The organism is Prolixibacter sp. NT017, from assembly GCF_009617875.1.
Taxonomy (GTDB): Bacteria; Bacteroidota; Bacteroidia; order Bacteroidales; family Prolixibacteraceae; genus Prolixibacter.
In genome coordinates this window covers 1,287,592-1,306,846 of the sequence record NZ_BLAV01000001.1, presented here as the reverse complement: position 1 = coordinate 1,306,846, position 19,255 = coordinate 1,287,592, and the positions used below count along the sequence as shown (strand labels likewise).

General features: G+C 44.5%; 16 protein-coding genes. 1 reads left to right on the top strand and 15 read right to left on the bottom strand.

The annotated features are described in order from the left end of the window. Positions 1-17: 17 nt before the first annotated feature. The 15 genes from GJU87_RS05340 to GJU87_RS05270 form a co-directional block, all read right to left on the bottom strand. Positions 18-3,767, bottom strand: a complete 3,750-nt coding sequence (locus GJU87_RS05340) for a BACON domain-containing protein (RefSeq protein WP_194831448.1) — start codon at positions 3,765-3,767, stop codon at positions 18-20. Between the two features lie 357 nt (positions 3,768-4,124). Next, positions 4,125-4,835 (bottom strand): DNA-binding domain-containing protein, encoded by a 711-nt coding sequence (locus tag GJU87_RS05335; RefSeq protein ID WP_153638565.1) that lies wholly within the window; start codon positions 4,833-4,835, stop codon positions 4,125-4,127. Positions 4,836-5,868: 1,033 nt separating this feature from the next. After that, on the bottom strand, positions 5,869-7,029 hold the full coding sequence (locus GJU87_RS05330) for a type II secretion system F family protein (RefSeq protein WP_153638564.1): 1,161 nt from the start codon (positions 7,027-7,029) through the stop codon (positions 5,869-5,871). Then, positions 7,019-7,462 (bottom strand): hypothetical protein, encoded by a 444-nt coding sequence (locus GJU87_RS05325; protein ID WP_194831447.1) that lies wholly within the window; start codon positions 7,460-7,462, stop codon positions 7,019-7,021. The genes GJU87_RS05330 and GJU87_RS05325 overlap by 11 nt, the downstream gene beginning before the upstream one ends. Before the next feature lie 608 nt (positions 7,463-8,070). Next, a complete protein-coding gene (locus GJU87_RS05320; protein WP_153638562.1) occupies positions 8,071-8,451 on the bottom strand; it encodes a hypothetical protein in 381 nt (126 codons plus the stop codon). Beyond that, entirely contained in the window at positions 8,442-9,740 is a 1,299-nt protein-coding gene (locus GJU87_RS05315; RefSeq protein WP_153638561.1) for a hypothetical protein, read from the bottom strand. Before GJU87_RS05315 ends, GJU87_RS05320 begins: the two co-directional genes overlap by 10 nt. A gap of 193 nt (positions 9,741-9,933) precedes the next feature. Then, positions 9,934-10,509: a toxin-antitoxin system YwqK family antitoxin gene (locus GJU87_RS05310; RefSeq protein WP_153638560.1), complete on the bottom strand. Its 576-nt coding sequence runs from the start codon at positions 10,507-10,509 to the stop codon at positions 9,934-9,936. 244 nt (positions 10,510-10,753) lie between these two features. Continuing rightward, positions 10,754-11,233 (bottom strand): hypothetical protein, encoded by a 480-nt coding sequence (locus GJU87_RS05305; protein WP_153638559.1) that lies wholly within the window; start codon positions 11,231-11,233, stop codon positions 10,754-10,756. 23 nt (positions 11,234-11,256) lie between these two features. Further along, the gene (locus tag GJU87_RS05300; RefSeq protein ID WP_153638558.1) at positions 11,257-12,213 is read right to left on the bottom strand and encodes a hypothetical protein; all 957 of its coding nucleotides are present in this window, start codon (positions 12,211-12,213) and stop codon (positions 11,257-11,259) included. Beyond that, entirely contained in the window at positions 12,200-12,760 is a 561-nt protein-coding gene (locus tag GJU87_RS05295; protein WP_153638557.1) for a hypothetical protein, read from the bottom strand. Before GJU87_RS05295 ends, GJU87_RS05300 begins: the two co-directional genes overlap by 14 nt. A 3-nt stretch (positions 12,761-12,763) precedes the next feature. Then, positions 12,764-13,966 carry a PilN domain-containing protein gene (locus GJU87_RS05290; RefSeq protein WP_153638556.1) on the bottom strand — a complete coding sequence of 401 codons (1,203 nt, stop codon included), beginning with the start codon at positions 13,964-13,966 and terminating at the stop codon, positions 12,764-12,766. Positions 13,967-13,976: 10 nt separating this feature from the next. After that, complete coding sequence (locus GJU87_RS05285; RefSeq protein WP_153638555.1) at positions 13,977-15,887, bottom strand: type II secretion system protein GspD; 1,911 nt, start codon at positions 15,885-15,887, stop codon at positions 13,977-13,979. An 82-nt stretch (positions 15,888-15,969) separates the two neighbouring features. Further along, complete coding sequence (locus GJU87_RS05280; RefSeq protein ID WP_153638554.1) at positions 15,970-17,394, bottom strand: GspE/PulE family protein; 1,425 nt, start codon at positions 17,392-17,394, stop codon at positions 15,970-15,972. After that, a complete protein-coding gene (locus tag GJU87_RS05275; protein ID WP_153638553.1) occupies positions 17,372-17,902 on the bottom strand; it encodes a prepilin peptidase in 531 nt (176 codons plus the stop codon). Before GJU87_RS05275 ends, GJU87_RS05280 begins: the two co-directional genes overlap by 23 nt. Continuing rightward, a complete protein-coding gene (locus tag GJU87_RS05270; protein WP_153638552.1) occupies positions 17,902-18,318 on the bottom strand; it encodes a type IV pilin protein in 417 nt (138 codons plus the stop codon). Before GJU87_RS05270 ends, GJU87_RS05275 begins: the two co-directional genes overlap by 1 nt. Positions 18,319-18,498: 180 nt before the next feature. Here GJU87_RS05270 and GJU87_RS05265 point away from each other — a divergent pair, with 180 nt between their 5' ends. Beyond that, on the top strand, positions 18,499-18,891 hold the full coding sequence (locus GJU87_RS05265) for a hypothetical protein (protein WP_153638551.1): 393 nt from the start codon (positions 18,499-18,501) through the stop codon (positions 18,889-18,891). The last annotated feature ends 364 nt before the right edge of the window (positions 18,892-19,255 follow it).

Sequence of the window (19,255 nt, the reverse complement as noted above, 5' to 3'; positions counted from 1 at the left end):
CTTAAAAAATTGCCATTTTATTGATTTATTCCACCAGACTGAGTAATATTTACTGTTTTGCTGATTCCCGGCACAGTAATGGTTATTGCCCCTTCCCGGGTGGTTGACGTATTGGCAGGACAAGTGATCTGTATGGTCGCATTACCACTGCCACGATGGATACTGGATACAATCCAGCTCATGCTTGAGCTAACAATCCATCCGCCATTGGAAGTCACAGTACACGATAACGTTTCTCCACTTGCATTAAAAACCAGCGAAGTGGGGGACACACTCAATTGCAAAGACGCCCCCTCCTGTGTAATTGTTACCGTTTTTGTAATCCCTCCGCCAGTCAGAGTAACTACTCCGCTACGGGAGGAGGTGCTGGTATTGGCAGAGCAGGTGATTGAAACTGTTCCATTGTTAACCCCCGAGGCAGGGTTCACCGATATCCATGTCTGGTCATCAGTAGCGGTCCAGGAAACAGTGGAAGTTACTGAACCTGACTGTGTGCCTCCGCTGCTATTAAAAGTCAGGCTCGTTGAAGAAATGGTTAAATCTGCTCCGGTTTCACCATAGTGATAGGTATATCTTTCCTTAATAGCACTGTCATCATCCTTGATCGTCCTTAACCGACCAAAGGAATCATATGCAAAATAAGTGGCAGTACCGCCCGGGTCGGTTTGAGAAGTCATGCCAACCAGGGGCTTGTAGGTATAGATGGTGACCATGTACCTCGAATCATTCATCAGCGAGGACAGTTGACTCTTCAGGTAATTAAGGTCCGTCTGGATATTACTGAAAACGGTACTATTGGTAAATATGTGACTCTGCACGGCTGTTTTTACCGATGAAGGAATATCTGCCTGGGCAATGTTTACAATCCTGGCTACCGGATACATACTGTTGTATCCCCACAAGTACGAAGTGGTTATCCCATTCTTATCGGTCACCTGTAGCAGGTTGCCATAGCTGTCGTAGTCATCGAAATGCATTCCCGGCTGGTAAGTACCATCTACCAGCATCGACAAATCAGAAGGCAGAAGATTGCTTCCGTAATTCTCCACCTGCCCGTCGACTATTCCGGATTCAACCTTTTTTTCTACTTTCAGCTTCACCTGCCTGTTTTCCGATATTAAAGAATTTACCACAGCAGAACTGGTCGTAATACCGGATGGGTGATCGGAAGGATAATAATAGTGGGTTTGCAACAGTTTACCATCACTTCTTCGTTTTTTTACCTCAGTCAACTGTGCGTGTACCGGATTGCCGTAAACATAAAAAGTGGTGTCAATAACATTCCCGTTATCATGATAATAGGTCTCCACACTTTCAGACAGGTAAAACCATTCACTTCGGATGATGCCCCAGTAAGGTGCCTTAAATACATCCAGATAATCCTGGACATTGTTTTCACTGTATTCCACCAAAAATAGCCCGGCAACTCCATGTTCGTTGGCATTATCGGAGGTATAGTGGTTTTCCATGGCATACTTCACATTTCCCGCATTATCTTTTTTGACAACTTTCAGTAGTTTACCCCGTTTGTATGCTTTACTGATGGATTGTGACAAGCCCGATACAACCTGGTCAGGATAAGTTGTGAAGTAGTACTGTGTACTACCGTTTCCCCCGTTTTCGCCCTCCTGTACCATTACATTTTGGTAGCCGATATAGCCGTCGCTACCGAATAACGGGGCACGATTTGAACTGGTCCTCCCGGCAAACGTACAAAACTGCTCATTAAACAAAGTTCCGGTAGGATACAATACCGATACTTCGGCCTGCATTGTACTAAAGTCATAATTGATAGGGCCGTAAATCATTCCACTGGACCGATCGGATTCATCGGCCATACGATAATCATACGTCAGTACTTTATCGTTCCCGTGACTGATTCCGTCGTATTGAACGGATCGTTTCAGCCTGTTCCCTCCTGCTGTCAGATTCTTATTGTAAATAATATTTCCGTTTGCATCCTTTTCGTAAGTTTTGTAGTTAACACTAATGGAAGCAGAGTGTCCCACAGTATAAACCTGAGCAGTGAGCCAGTAAACCCCTGCAGACAAGGCTAGCTCGGTCACTCCACTCGTATTATTCTGTTTGACACTAAATATTGGAGGAAACACTGATTTTACAGGGCTAATCCTCACTTCTCCTTCCTCTTCCAGGGGATAACCATTGTTGCTTATGGCAAAATTCACAACAACCGTCTGGTCATCGGCAAGGGTTATCATTTTATTCACGGCAAGGGTTGTCGAGCCTTCCGGTACGGCTGCGGTCGAAGTAATTGTTCCGGAAGCAACCGGTACAGACGGATTGGCTTCTCCCTTTACATACCCATAATCGTTGGGCTCATACGTATAAGATATCTCTCCTTTCGTCGGGAGTGTAACACTGGTCAAAAGTCCAAGTTTACTGTAATTAGCATCGGGATTCCGGTTTGCGTATCCCTGGAAATATGCATTATAAGAACTGTTGGGAATATTGGACGGCGTAAAGGTGGTGTTGGTCTTGCCATTATAAAAACCCCAGAAATCCTGTGATTTGGAAGAATAAGAAGGAACCGTTACACTCTCATCGTACCCGAATATATAAGGTGGTTTTAATACCTGTCCGTCACTTCCCGATTCAGTTACTCTTTTTAATACAAGCCGACAGGTTTCATTGTTACCGGTATTACCCAGATAATCATAATCGAAACTAAATTTCTTAACCCGCTTATTCTGAGAATCTTTTATGACAATTGAATCTAATGAACAGGAGTTCGATCCTGTGATTCTGTCACTTCTCGCTGTATTACTGTAGAATGAAATATGACAACTCCGGCTATCAATCGAACTTAACTTCCAGGTAGTTACAGGCATAAAAGTTGTTTCCGATACCGAATAAAACATCTCCGGACAACTACCGGCAAAATCTAACAGTTTGAAACGGGTTTCTGATATTCCAGGTAATTTGGCAATCGTTTCCGAGGTATAATTGAATTGTATAACATCACCGGTATTGGTAATTATCTCGCGGAGAAACCAACCGGAGGTGTAAGTCTCGGACTCCGCGATATTACTGGTACTATTAGAATATTCATAGGAAGTCCTTTCCATACCATAATTCACATCAGAGTCTCCGGTGATATGCCCGAAGATATATTTATTCCCTGCTTCATCCGTTATATCCCATCGGTTTGACGACTTATAGATAAGGTAATGTCTGTAGGGATTAGACACATAATTCCCATTATCAAGGTCAATTATTGAGCCTGTAAGGTTATTGGCACTAATAATATAGTCATCCGGAAGGCCGTCATATAATCCGTCGGCAAACATTCTTAATGTGTTCTTATCACTTGATATGCCCGAAGTAAAACTGCTGTATGCTGACGGATTTCCTATAGGATCGGGTATTCCCAGATAGTCCCGGACCCAATTATAGCCATAATCAGGGTCATCATCTGGCTTCCCCCGAACAATATGAGAAATCATACCTCCGGCATTGATACTCCATCCCAGTCCAAGCCAGCCGGCAACTTCTTCAACTTTAAAACCACTGTAATGGTACGAAAGATTGATCGGGAATTTAAAATCACCCTGATTGATTTCATAAACGGGGATATCAACCGATGGTAAGCCGTTGTACAGATTAACCTGGCTGAAATCAAGTTGCTGAAAAGAAGCAACAGAAGGTGAGGGTGGTATGATTACCGGATTGGTCAACAGGCTTTGAGCGTAACCAAAACGACAACTAAACAATACCACTAAAAACAATACAGTTAATTTAAATTTCATGAGTTTCTGTTCAGTTTTATTAAATAATAAGATTAATGTCATTCAGACTTTCCGGAAAAGGAAGAGCCGTTTCAAAAAACATTATCATAAGAAGCTTTTGTACTACCGGAGGCTTCATACAACTCCCCGCCTCCAACCCCTTATAACTACCAGACGAAGATCCTTATAAGGATCGGCGGCGGGTAGTACTAACTACCATCCGTAGGTAGTTACCAGTACCTGCTTCCGGTAGTACTAACTACCAGCCACGGGTAGTTACCTTATCCCTCGACCGGTAGTTATAAGTACCAGACACGGGTAGTTGTAACTTCCCGTTCCGGATACCGGATAACGGGATGTAACGCCGGCAGGAGGTTGTTAACCTCCTACCACGGCGATATCAGCATCCAGCCGGCCGGATGACAGCTCCTTATGGCCTTTCATTATCGACCGTACTTCCACATGATAATCGCCTGCTGCCAGGGCCGGGGCCAGAAAGTGCAGCTCGCCGGGTTTATTCAGTGATATCACCTCCACACGGCTCTCCGTGCCATCTCCGGCAATAAAGAAGATGCCCTGCGTAGGGTCAGCTGCATCGTACTTGAGGTAGCTGCCCCGCAACGTGGCCAATCCGCCCGAAGTGAGCTGGTCGTTCACACTGCCCGTAGCTGCATCCACCAGTTGGTCGATAACCGGACCCACCTTTTCGCCACGAACCTTTTGCGTCTTCACAGAGCCGACCACTTCGCGGAGTTCCGTTCCCGGGCTCAGGTTAAACTTAATACTGTGACGCGAAGGGTCATACGAATCGTCCAGACCGTTAAATACACCCTTAATGCTCATGCTCAGGTTAAATACAGGGGTCGTGATACTGTTGCCCAGGGCGGCCTGTTCACAAATCACTTCCCGTTCCATTTTCAGTACCGCCATAATATCGGTGGCAGTCAGGGTAGAGCCCCGTGTCAGCATCAAATCGATCAATGCATCCTGGTCGAGGCTGATGGCGTTCGTGGTAACGGCCATGTAATCGTTCGGATCGCTTGTCAGATGGTTCTCGAACAATGCGTAGTTCAATACATCGTTTTCCATTATCAGACTGGTTTGGTTATTTATCGATGCCTGTTGCGTGAAACGATCTCGTGGAAAGATTTTTCAGTCTTTTTACCCCTTCCCTAAAGGGTGAATCCTGAAAAATCAAATTTCCCTTTAAACTCCGAATTTCTGCGGGCAAAGCAGTAAACAGGATTCTTTCTGAATCCGATTCGTTTCAAACTACAGGTTGATTAAAATAGTTTGGTATATCTTTCACAGAAGGAAAACAGATTTCCTTCTATCGACAAAAGTTTTGAGAGGACGCGATTATTGAAACGTTGGAGATAAACACGTTCTCCGGATATCCCAATAACCGGATAGGTAGCATTAATAATGAATTGGCGGGAACCGATGATAGGCGGCCCGGGTCGGATGGAGACTTTTAACTTACTTTTTCATATCTTTGAGGTTTAGCGGGAACTGCAATTCCCGGTGAATAAATTAAAGGTTGGCCCTCCGGTTTTCCGGGGGGCTTTTATAGCTCTTTCCTTCATCTTTCAAACAAAGGACCTCTAAATAATACTGATTAGCGTACTCACCCCCGGATACACCGGCAATGAAATGCCAAACATAACGCCTTCATCCTCGATGAAAAGGATATTCATGACCGTTGATTCGCAATCACTTATGGAAACAGTTGCTGCAATTTTTTTTTCATCTGTCCGGCTTTTTATCAAAAAGGTTAAATAATTGGTTCTTCGAATATGTTTACGGCAGGTAAAAGCAGCAAGGTAGGCTTGACCATTAACATATTACAGTTCTTTATACCGAAAATTGCCTTTTGGTTACCCTTTTTTTCCAATTAATTTATAACAAAATTTACACAATCGTCATTCACTATTTCTATCTCCCTATTTTTCTGAATCTTATTGGCCATATTCGACATAAGGTGTTTCTTAGCATACTCATTTCGTATCAGAAAAATCAAGTTTTTTCACCCTGTATCCCTAAAGGGTAAAGCTTCATTTTTCTGTCTTCTCTTCCGTACCCCGGATGCACGATTGAATAAAACACCCTCCACATTCACAAACTACCCAATCATGGTATTTCCGATTTTGAACATAGGCAGGTACATCGCTACCAGGATAAGTGCCACCAATCCTCCCACAAAAACAATCATCAACGGTTCCAGGAGTGAACTCATCAACTGGGTATAGTGATCGATATCTTCGGAATACTGACTATGCAACTTCCGGAAAATGACATCCAGGTTATTGGTCTCTTCCCCCACTTTAAGCAATGCCACCATCCGTTCATCGAAAAGCGAATACGATGCCAGGGCTTCATTGAGCAACATTCCCTTGTAAATCTGGCTTCTGACTGAAACAAGAATTTCTTCCAACGGTAAAAATCCCACCATCTTCCCCACCATATCCAGTGCCGTGATTAACGGCGTTTTGGCCGAGGTCATGAGCGACATGAACTGACAAAAGCGTGCCAGATAGATTTTTAACAGCAACGGGCCCACAACCGGCACGTGAATCACCAGGGAGCTAAGGGTTCGAAGTACCTTTTTGTTTTGCCGGATAAAGAAAACGGTGACGCCGATGGAAATGAATACGAGAAGAATGAGCCACCAGTAGCTTCGCAACCCGTTCGAAATATCAATTACCGACTGTGTAAAGGCGGGTAAGTCTGAATTGAAGCGCTTGAAGGCATCGGCAAACAACGGGACAATGAAGTTCATCATGAAAATAACCACAATAACCGCCGTAATGAGGATAATGAACGGGTACGAGAGCGCCCCGAAAACCTGTTTCTGTAGTTTGATTTTCCGCTCGTAATAGTGTCCCAGTTCCCTGACCACTTCCGGCAGTTTCCCACTCTCCTCCCCGATTTTCACGCTATAATATTCATACAGCGAAAACTGTCCGGTTTGTTCCAGGGCATCCGAGAAGGAACTCCCTTTGATGAGCTTGTTCCCGATATCGGTAAATACCGCTTTCAACCTGACATTGCTCTCCTGGGAGGAAAACAACTCAATGGCGCTCTTCAAATCCAGACCCGCCTGGAGAAGTAAAAATATCTCGGCATAAAACTCCTCCTTCTTCCTGTCTTTCAGCAAGTGTCCTTTCGTTGTGAAGTATTGCTTTAGCAACGAAATATCAGCTCCCTTTTGCCTGTTGGCCTGACGGGTTCCTTGTTTGGAAACAGGCTTCCCTGATTCGATACTGGAAAGTTTAATCGCCATAACCTCTTGCCTCCCATTGTTTAAATTGCGGATAATCTTTGCTTAGTTGAATGGTATATTGCTCGTTGGTAGTAGGTACCTGGAAGGATAGGATGCGAACCAGTCCCTTTGTTCCGGTCACTTCTCCGATGTTCAATTCACGGCTGCTTAACCGGAATGTATCGACATGGGCACCGTAGCTTCTGATAATGTATTCGGGTTCGAATTGATAAGTAATCGTGCTGAAAGCTTTTTTTAAGGTTAACTGCTCATCCCACCAGGCCTCGTTGCTCGTACGCCAGTCGTTTGTAAGTTGGGTTTCCAGAAGCAGCACTCTTCGATCCTCACCGGCATTTAACCGAATTTGCCGGAAAAGCCGGTTGAAATTCATCACGGCCGTGAAACCTATCAGCAACAGAAGGCTGGTCAGCGCGATGGCGATGATCTGCTCCATCAGGGTAAATCCTTTTAGTCTTCTATAGATATTCGTTTGATTGCCTGAATCTCCATCCCTGAATTTGACGCTACTCTCCCCCGGCCCCTCTCTACACGTAGAGAAGGGAGACCGCCCGAAATAATGGCGATCGTGTGAATCTGATTTACTATATAAATGAATCCTGACCATTTCTTACCTCTTTCTTTCGTTCATTTCGTATCCCCGAAAGCACCATTAGGTAATAACGACAGATGCCATGGGCAGAACTTACACCACGAGGCTCACAAAGAAAACTCAAAGACCACTAAGTACTTTGTGCACTTTGTGAACCAGATCAGTGAACTTCCTGGTAAACAGAGTCCCCAAAAGCATGCATACATTATTATATCTATTCGGTTGTATCATCACTGTTTGTTTTTTTCAGTTGACACAATTGTCGCATCTTTATTTGGTAATAGACCGATAAAGCACCATTCATGTGATAACAACGGATGCCATGAGCAGAACTTATACCACAAGGTTCACAAAGAAAACACAAAGACCACTAAGTACTTTGTGCACTTTGTGAACCGTCTTAGTGAACTCTGTGGTAAACTGATCCCCGAAAGCATGCATACCTTATATACCTATTCTGTTGTTTCATGATCGTTCGGTTTTATCTGTTTCAGCAGTTGCCGCTTATACAGTACTTCCTTCTTCTCTTTTTGTATCGCCTGGTAAGTAACGATGTATAGCTTTTTCTTCTCACCGAATGGAGTCAATGTTACTTCGATTACCAAATCGCCATACTCTTCCGATACCGCTTCATAGGTGTTCTGTTCCTGTTGTTTTTCTACCAGGTTGTTGACAGCCAGATAAGCCCGGTGCCGGGAGTACAGCACGGAACTGTTCATGACCTGGTTAAACAGCACGGTTGTCAACCCGACGGCCAGAGAGATGAGAAAAAATCCGACCACCACTTCAATCATGGTACTTCCCCGGAGTGTATGTAAACGTTTTACTGGCATATCGCTACCTGTTTTAGTTGAAATGGTTGATCGGAAACAGAGAAAGAGCCAAATAAAGCAGGTGTACTGGTATTATCGATGATGCCATCGACAATGATATTCTCGTAAAAAGCCCGGGGCGTATCAATGACAAACCGGTTGCAGTATAACCGACCGTCGATACGGCCGGTAAAATGGACATCACCATTCACATAGACCGTTCCGGCCAGGTGATCGTCTTCATCCAAAAACAGCAAATTGTTCTTGTGCTCCTCATTTTTGCCGTTCAACGCTATGCCGCCGATGACGGTACTTTTTTTCCCAAATGTTATCTTCCCGGGCGTCCGGTTATTCAGGCAAACCAGAAAAGAGGGGTAGTTCAGCCGGCAATCCTTCCCAATCGTAATCTCTTTTGTGGCAAAAGCCTGAAAACGCCCTGTCACCTTATCCTCCACCCGAATCACCCGGGCTATCAGGATGGTATTCTCCAATTGGGCACCCGGAGATACAACAAGGGTATCCCTTGCCAATACAACAGCATTTCCTTCCAGCTGAACATTATCCAGGTAAGCAGAACCTCCGCAATTTATCACACAAGTCTTATGATGAAACGAAAACTGATGCAGGCCATTTCTTTCGACCTTGCTAAGCGCTATCACACTGTCCTGCTTTGTGAAGTCGCCATTCAGGTAGGCAGCCGCAAAATCCTGAAAATGTTCTGAAAGAGCCGGCAGCCGGGTATCACTGGGAGAGACATTTCCGTCTACCAGTTTTTCCCCTTCAAACGTCCTCCCCCTGATGTTTCCACTCCGTATTCCCAGATGGGGCAGTTGACATTTACCCATCAATGAACTCTGTCCAACCAGCGATAAATATTTATTCTGATCCGTCAAATACAGGGCGTAAGATGGTTCATCTTCAGCTGCCAACAACTCGGTGTATTCCTTCTCCATCCGGTGCCATTGAGTGCGATAATTCGCTATCCGGAGCATTCCCCAGGGGCGTACCCCTATCTCAACAAATACACTGTCTTCAAAAAGGGTAAGCTCTTTGGTTTCTTCTGGCCGAACAAGGGAAGGATCGGCATGCAACCACTCTGCCGCTGACTCAATTCGATCATTCAGTTCCACATTTTTGATATACTGAACATCCTCTTCATTCCACAACCGTTCCAGAAGAATAAAGAATGAGGACAGAACACTCAGCAACAGGAGGACCAAAATGGCAAAATATAGCGCACCGCCTTTCAACCCATATCCCGGTCTCTTCCTAAATGGCTTATCCCGATATGTTGAAAACAGTATTTTCATTTAAGCATTTACCTAGATATTTTTCATATTTAATGAATCCGTTATGCGAAACTCACTAAACCAAGAAAAATCAAGCTTTTTTACCCTGAATCCCTAAAGGGAAAACTTGATTTTTCAGGACTAGTCCTTTAGGGTCGGGGTAAACGAATTGATAGTTGAATCCGAAACCTGAAAAATGATTCTATACGGTTATTCATTTTTTAGAGGAATGAAACAGTCGATGAAACAAATGCTTTTTCGCTATCTTCTCTCCATTGCGGTACCGCTCCACCCGGACGGAGTCGTTACTGACAAATGTGATTTGTTTCCCATCCAGTTCACCTTTTTTATATTGCTCGATACTTGCCGGCTGTCCATGGAAATAAATCCGGCGCTCTCCATCCAGTATTCCCTTCCGATAGGTTGAAGATTCTGTCAACTTACCTGCCTTATCCCATTTCCGCCACAAACCATCTTTCAAGCCATCTTTGTATTTTCCGGAAATCATTAGCTGGTTATCTCCATCAAACTTCTGGTATAAACCGTCCAGCGGATGCCCAACGACCATTCCCTGTGTATAGTGAATTCCGCTCAGGTAATACCCAGCGTACATTTTGGCCGGATCTCCTTTTGCTGCTTTTTTATTTCGCTCAATCAGAATATTCGCTTCCACCGTACCATTGCCCGATACCACACTGATTTTCCGATGAGTGATTTCCGGGACATCGGAAGTTGACCGGCATGACGTGAACCATAAAACCAGAAAAAAAACAACCGCTAAATTTCTCATTTGACAAATATCTTTTATGATAAATCCAGTTAATTACCTATAGTCATAAAATCTGAAATTAACTCTACTCTCCCCCGTCCCTTCTCTACCAGTAGAGAGGGGAGACCGCCCGAAACCAGGGCGGTGGGGTGAGTCGTATCTCTAACACGAATGAATATTGACCATTTTTTGCCTCGTTTCTTACATTAAGTTCGGAATGGCACATATTCGGATATTTCATTATATCTTTTACTTCATTAACACTCTATTTTTCACGCACCCGGAACCATCTCTTTTTACCCTGGTTTTCCAGCTGAATAGAATCTTTCGCAATGCGGATCACAGTCAGTTCATGCGCTACATCTCCCTTATGCACCAACATATCTTTGGTCCCGACGCGAAGAAACCCCATGACCTTCGCCTTTTGCTTCTCACTCCTTACCATTCCCCGGTAGGTAATCACGGGCCAGTTAACCGGTTGGGAATGCTCATCGGTAGGCTGATGACTCACTTTCGTTTTCACTCTCCCGCCTGAAGCACTTTTTAAAAACGGATCGGGATAATTCAGAGACAGCTTAGGCTTCTCTTCGTTATTGGATACATCGATTTCTTTCGTCACCTGCTTTCTGAAAGAGGAGTTGACCTGTTTCCCATGCAGGTTCGTATAAATACGGTAAAATATCAATCCCCAGATGAGCAGGACCAACGGCAACAAAAGATAGATCAGTTTCTTATTCTTCAACATAGCAGTCAGGTTATTTCATACGATTAGTTGACCCGAACGGTGAGCGTATCGACGCTAGCCCGGGCTCCTACATTCCCCGCCTTATCGACTGAAAGAACAGTCCAGTAGTAGGTCGTCCGATCTGCTAAAGTAATTTGTGCCTGTTGGTCGGATGAAGCAACCGCATCCACCAGTGTCGACAAATTCTTATCGGAATAAACCTTTACCGTATCCTGTGCAATGCCGCTACCCGAATCACTGCTGTTCCATGCAAACTGAACCGACGTGGAAGCAACCGTAGCATTATTCTCCGGAGAGGTCAATACCGGAACGTTGGGCGGCGTTTGATCGATCACCATCGACTGAATGGTGTAGGAAGTTTCCGAGGTCTGATTCTGAGCCTGCACGCCCCAAAAGAACGTGCCTTCCGACAATGTTCCTTCATAGCTGGTTCCATCAACGCTGACTGGCGCTACGACCGTCTCTCCTTCCCAGGAGCCTTTGTATATGGCAATTTGGTAATTATCGGCATTGTACAAGGCATCCCACACAAAAGATATGTCAGTACTGTTGGTAATCTTTGCATCGTGCGGCGATACGAGCTGCACTTTTTGCCGGGTCAAATCGTCACTGCTGTAAATCGTTAAATGTGAAGAGGACCATCCGGACTGATACACACTATTCTCTGCTCTGACCCGCCATTCAAATTCTGCCGGGAATAAACTATACGTGTATTTATTATCCGTTACCAGGGTATCGAGTACTAAATTCTCTGCGTTGGCAAATGATGGAGTGACGATCTGTAATCGGTACGATGAGGCTCCTTTGACCACATCCCAATAAAAAGTCTGCGTAAGAATATCGGTTTCGACCTGATCGGCCGGAGAGACTAGTTCGACCGTACGGTTAGAAATATCGTCCTCGAAAAAGGAATCGCATCCTGCCATCGCAACCAACAATGTCATTCCCAGGATAGTATTCAGAATTCTATTTGTTTTCATGAGGTTCCTCGTTAGATATTGATTCTACAAGTTGAATAGATTGCAAAAAAATGGTTCCAAGCAACCGTTTCCGGTTGGTTCTTTTATCGACTTCCAATTGAAACTGTACTGAGCGAATCTTAGCCTGATGATCATTATTTTCCATATTCGAAATCACAGCCAGTTGCTTTTTAAATGCTCCCTGAAAATTCACATCGATGGTTTCGATCCGAATACCATCGCCATCAAAGACATGTTTTTGAGGAATATCCTTCAGAACAATGCCTGATTTGCTGCACAATTCGTTCAGTTCATCCATCACGAGAACCGAGAAATCCTCACTGTTGGCCTCTCCAAACATGTTGTTGAGTCTTTCGAGATGAGCCTTGAGTTCAGGAACCCGTGTGGCCATGTCTTTTAATTGCACCTGCTGGCTCTTCAATGTCCGGTATTCATGCAACAGGGCAAATGTTTTCGCAAATGTCAACCGGTAAGCCAGCCAGGCAAAAATGACCAGGCCGATCAGTGCCACTATGAATTTCCGTTTATTGGTCCAGTTGCTCAGCATAGCTTAAAATTTAATTTCCAGTTCAAAATTTCCCGTATGGTGCTTCTCGTCTACCGAATACGACACCAGTTCTACCTCTTTCACCCAGTTTTCACTGCGGATCTTTTTTATCCACTGGCTAATCGCTGTCATATGTCTCGAGGTTCCCTCCACGGAAATGGTCTTTTCCTGGTAAAGAATAGCTTTCCCCTCTTTCGGTTTTTGCATCAACGGCTGAAGCTCCATTTTGGTGAGTCGAATCGATCCCGGCAGTGTCGATGCCAGCCTGTCGGCATAAAATGAAAACCGGGTAGATACATCGTTGCCAATGTATTTGTCAACAAAGAATTGTTTCTTTTTCAACTTCGATTCCAGTCCGGACAATTCGGTGAGATAATTTTCATTGTTGGCTACCTGCATCCTTAATCCGGCATACCGGCCGCGCAAATTGTCCCAAACAAAGTAATTTACGGTCAGGAATAACAGCAGCACGCCCAACACAACGATGCCTCCCTTTTTCAGCAAATACCCGTAAGTGTACTCTTCCCGTGGCCTACCCAGCAAGGGGATATCATCCATATCACCAGACAAAAATTGCAGGCAAGCAGCCAAAAGAGCAATTACGCTTGAGGATACCAGCTCTCCTTCTATGGAATATGTAACACGCGACTCATCACTGTTGGCCAAGAACGAATGAAGCTTTCCATCCTTCAGGAGTAGCTTCCAACGTCCGGTGATGACCTCACTGCTTACAGAGGCCAGCAACGGAATGATTGCTGCCACAGGAAACGGCGCAAATTTCAAATCGACTACATTGACACCATTTTTTACGCAAAAATCGAGAACCGTCTGCAAGAGCTCCGTTCGCATAATAGATACCAACTCTCCGGTCCCATCTCCTTTTGCATACCGACGAACGATAAAGTCCGAATCATCTGACTGAAACGAGCTACCATTCTCCGAAACCTGGCCTTCGGACTCAGTATCCCTGATTAATATCCCGACGCCATCGAGATGCAGCACCACCGGGACATCCGGTTTGAAATAGCTTTTAACGGCATCCCAATCACGTTGACTTTCGGTTTGCGAAACAATTTCGATCTCCTTTTTGGTCCGCTTCAGTTCCATTGCCGAAAACCGCCAGTCATCACGGGTGAGAAACGTAATGCCTAACCCGATAACCCGGGACGTCCTCTTTAATATATGTCTGTCAAGATTTAACTTCAAAACGTCTTCCTTATTTAATGATCGTCGGTTTGATAAACAGATCCAGTTTCGACTTTGTATTGGATTTATTCCGGCTCGAAAATAACCACCTAATGATCGGTATTCTAGCCAGGAGTGGCAGTCCACTTCGGGTATCCTTCACTTCCTTCTCTTCCAGTCCTCCCAACAAAATCATTTCCTGATCCTTTACCCGGATGAGGGATTCGAATTTGCGCGAGACCTTTCCGGGAGGTGCATATTCAGAAATACGACTGGTAAAATCCGATTGCTCCACTTTGATATCGAGGGTCACTTCATCGTTGCCCGCCACAATCGGGCGGATGGTTAGCGCCAACTCTGCATTGACAGGTTTATAAGTGGTGGCCACCTGCGACTGCGTGTTGATGGAACCGTAAATGGTATTCATCTCTTCCTTGTAGTATTCGGTATTTCCGATACTCATCGTGGCTTTGTGTCCATTCAGCGTGGATAATTGCGGTGTAGACCGAAGATCGATCACCCCGTCTTCCTCCAGTGCTTTCAGCGTCATATAAAAGTTCGACTTCACTTTTCCCAGGTTCACCCAACCAAAGCCGTTCAGTCCATCAATCAAATTATTAATCGCTTTCGAACTCAGGGTCATATCAACCGATGGAAAAACAGTTCCCTTGGTCGTGACAGGCTTATCGGATAAACCAGCGGTAATTCCAGTGGCCAGCGCTTTGCTGTTTTTATTATCGATAATCAATACTTCAATCAGGATTACAGGGATCAACTTATCGACCTGATGAATAAACGTGGCCAGACGATTAACCCGTTCCTGCGGACCCGAGAGAATAATACTATTGATATCGGGATACTCCTTTATCTCCACACCGGTTTTTAGCTGCAACGGAATAATTTGAACTAACGAATCAACCGTACGGTATTTTAGCTGAATCATCTTCACATCCTGTAAAGCATCAATATTCCGTTTCCCTATCCAATAACGACCGTCAACAATTTTAAACGTCGCATCAGTGCCTGCAAACAATTCATCAATCAGCGAAGCAAACGAGATGCGATCATAATCAATCGACACTTTAGCTGTCAACGGTCCCAACAATTTGTAAGGTTGATGACATACATCAAACAGTTTTTCCACCACCTTGTCTAACGAGGCGTTGGCCGTATGTATTTTCACTGAATCTTTTGTTAACGCCTCAATATCAATGGTTCCGTCAGCAACAGAATGGACATTTCGCCCTGGTGGATGCGGAGTGCGTATGGCTGTCGGTCTCTTTGTCTCTTTGGGTTCCCAGACATAAAAACCACCATCCGTTTTGGTCACCGTAAAACTGTTCTCCATTCCCAGCTTATCCATCGCATCGGTCAGGGGCATATTCTGGATATAGGAACTAATGACTTTTTTACTAAGCTCCGGCGTCACAACAATGTTATTGCCTGTTTTCCGGGTAATTTCTTTGGCCAGGTCCTGTATCGGAACCTGCTCAATCGACATATTGACATGGTGGGAGAGCGTATCCAACTCTACTTTTAACCTGTCGGAAAGGGGTACCGGCGAGTGCTTGTTCTTTCGGATATTGATGATACTGCCTGCCGCCTGAAGATCAATGTCATAATTATCAACCAGGAATTGTAAAATATCCCGTACCCTGACGTGAACGAAATTGTTGGTGACCGTAAAATTGAGCGTCGGATCGATGTTGATGTTCAGGCCCGTTTGGTTGGCAACTCCTCGTAAAAATTCCTGCACCGGGGTAGCATTAACCGTGATATCGATGTTCTCATTGAGCGCCGGAATTTTATTGGATAACGAATCCAGTAATTGAATGACCGGTGTGTTCTCCGTTTGTCCAAGTACAGTTACTGGCCTCGCCATGAAAACCAAAACCAGCATCATCAGGGGTAACAGTAAAAAAAAGCGTTGTCGTAAATTCATATATCGGGATCAGTTCAGTACAGATTCTATCTGCACCAGGTTTAATCTTGTGTTCTTTTCATTTTCTTCTTCTGCAGTTTGCTCAACCGGAAAGAATGGAATACACCTCTTCCAGGGAAGTCGTTCCATCGACCAGTAATTGAAAGGCTTGATCAGACAATGTTTTAATTTTCTCCTTCTCATGATATTCGGTTGCATTCAATTCATTCCTGCGAATCATCTCCCGCAGATCATCATCAATCGTAATCACCTCGTACACGGCAATACGCCCGTGATACCCCGTATAAAAACACTCAGGACATCCCGCAGCCGTAAAATGGCTTTCCGGGAAAACTTCCGGCCGGTAGTTCCAACGTACATCGGTTGCTCTAAACGCTTCTTCTTTTTTGCAGTGCGGACAAAGTTTACGTACCAGCCGCTGCGCGATACTCAACTTTACGGTGGAAGAAATCAGGTAAGGAGGAATCCCCATATCGATTAACCGGGAAATGGTACCCCATGCAGAATTCGTGTGTACTGTCGATAAAACCAGATGGCCGGTCAGCGCCGCCCGAACTGCCATTTGGGCCGTATCTCCGTCGCGAATCTCACCGACCATGATAATATCCGGGTCTTGTCGCAGGAAAGTGCGGAGCGCACTGCCAAACGTTAACCCGATGGCCTCCTTCAACTGAACCTGGTTAATGCCTTCCAGCATATATTCAATCGGGTCCTCGATGGTTAAAATGTTCGTTTCATTGCGGTTCAGCAACTTCAGCGTAGCATATAACGTTGTGGTTTTACCCGAGCCGGTCGGTCCGCTAATCAAAATCAATCCGTTGGGATTTTTTATTCCTTCCAGGTATTTAGACAATTGTACTTCGCTAAATCCCAACCGGTCAATTTGGATCTGAGTAGCATCGCGGTTCAGCAAACGCAACACGACTTTTTCGCCATACAAGGTGGGTAACACCGACACCCTTAAATCGAACTTGACTCCTCCCTGCTCGTAAATGATACGCCCATCCTGTGGCAGCCGCTTTTCAGAGATATCCAGATGCGATTTGATCTTAATTTTATTCACAATGGCCGGATATTCGGTAGTAGGTATCACATACCGCTCTACCAGCTTGCCGTCGATGCGGAACCGGACCCGGCACCGCTCCTCGTAAGGTTCCAGGTGAATATCACTGCTCTTGATTTTGGCCGCTTCCTCCAGGATCATCGACAACAGATCCTTCGATTGGGAATTGAGCCATTCTACATTCTTCCGTTGGTGATTATTGGGATAGTGCCGGTTCAGTTGCCGGGTAATCCAATCCGATGGCACCGGTTTTAACGCCACCTCTTTGCCCAGCAATACCTCCAGCTCGTTTTGCAGTTGCGCAACATCTTTCTCCTCCTCATAAAAGAAATGAAGCTTACCATTGGTGTGTCCCGCCGGAATAATCCGGAGATACCATGCCTGGGCCGTCGATAACAACTGCCGGTGTTCGGTACTTAATTCAAAAACTTCCTGATAATCCATAAATCACCTTTCCAATGTATAGGTCGACCCAATCGACTTTCGTTCCCATCCATAGCAGGGAAAATTGGTATATAATCAGCCCGGCTGCCAGAAATCCGGCAAACGGTATTGTGGCATCTATTGACTTACTTATCCTGGTCACGATTATCCATACAAGCAGCGTTAAAAAGCTAACCAACGAAATGAACACCAGGTAACCGGCGAGCGTAAAGTTTACCCCGATGATGATGAGCATCACCACATCTGCCGGGCCAAAACCCGAAAACAGATCGCCGCTGTTCTTTTTCCCAAACCGTATCCAGGCCCACAAAACGAATACCTGTAACCCGATAGCCACCAGATTAACCGGCCCTTCCCAAAACAACTCTTTTCCGACCAGCAAATAACGTATCCCGGCGGAGAGTATGAACGCTGCCAACAGTAACAAAACCGGTATTTCCCGGGTACGGAAATCAGATACGGCAATGAGAAGCAAAAAGAGAACCGATAACAACAGCAACCCAACCATCAATCCTTGGTGACCTGTTTCAGGTTATTATCCTGGTCAATCTCCCAGACATTGAATACGCCGTCACCATCGAAATCAACCACGGCCGTAGCTTTCGCCTTGAAGGTATTGGCCGTTGCCTCGGTAATAGTTATCTGGTAATTGGCATTCCCTCCGTCGGTGACCAGTTTCTCCTGTACAAAATCGAGTTGGTCAATCTCATTCGTGTATTTCGAATGCAGGTAGAAATAATTCTTTTCCAATGTATACAGATGGTTCAACTGCATCTGCGCCTCCGTACTTTTTGCCCTGGATATCAGCGGCATCAGGTTAGGCAATGCAATCAGCAACAAGATGCCGATAATGACCAGAACAACTAACAGTTCCGGCAATGTAAAGCCTTTCAGCTTCCTTGAGGTGATGGAAAATTTGTTCATCGTATTTTGGTTTATTCGGTGGTTCTCTCCAAATGAAAAGAAAAAAGAGTTGGTTCATCCGCCACAGACAACGCAACTATCTATTAATACCCAAAAGACAGGAATTGTTACCCCCGTTTTTGTTAAAAAATCTCATTATTTGGACTGTTGTACAACCTGAAATTTCATTTTAAAGAAAAGATGAAAGCATTAGCTACCTTTTATCTTCACCCCCCGGGAATACGACTCTTTGTATATGTTTCCCAGGTTGTCAATTGCACCGGTTCCATTCAGCTCCCCTCTCCAAAACCATATAAGGACAAGACCAAAAACCTTGTAAGGATCAGCTCCAAATGGTACGAACCTTTTTCGGAAAAAGGTTATAAGGATCTGACGCAAAACCTTAGAAGGTTTTTTCACAAATGGTTACCTTATTCTTTGGAAGATGGTTATAAGGATCCGACACCGGCAGTTGCAACCTTTTGCCAGGGCGAACGGGTTGCAGCTTTAAATACTGGGATGAGACCGCAGGGTTTATTCGGTGGTTCTCTCCAAATGAAAAGAAAAAAGATATGGTTCATCCGCCACAGATAATTCAACTATTTATTAATACCCAAAATACAGGAATGGTTACCCTGCCTTTCATAAAAATATCTCTATTATTGAGCTTTTGTATAACTGGAAATTTCTTTGTAAAAATCGGCCATTTTTCGATAATAGATTATTTTTCTACCAAATAGCCCTATACTAATGATTACTCACAACTGATAAAACCATAGCTCACTAACAAACAAAATTTTAGACAACTACACAAATCTTTTCGTCTCAAGTGCCAAGTGTCAATAGCCAACACATCGTTAATAAATACCCTTTTCTTGTCGGCATAATTATCTACTTTTTCAATTAATGTTTCGGTTTTTTTTGTTAAAGAAGCCTCCCATTAATGAGAGGCTTCTTA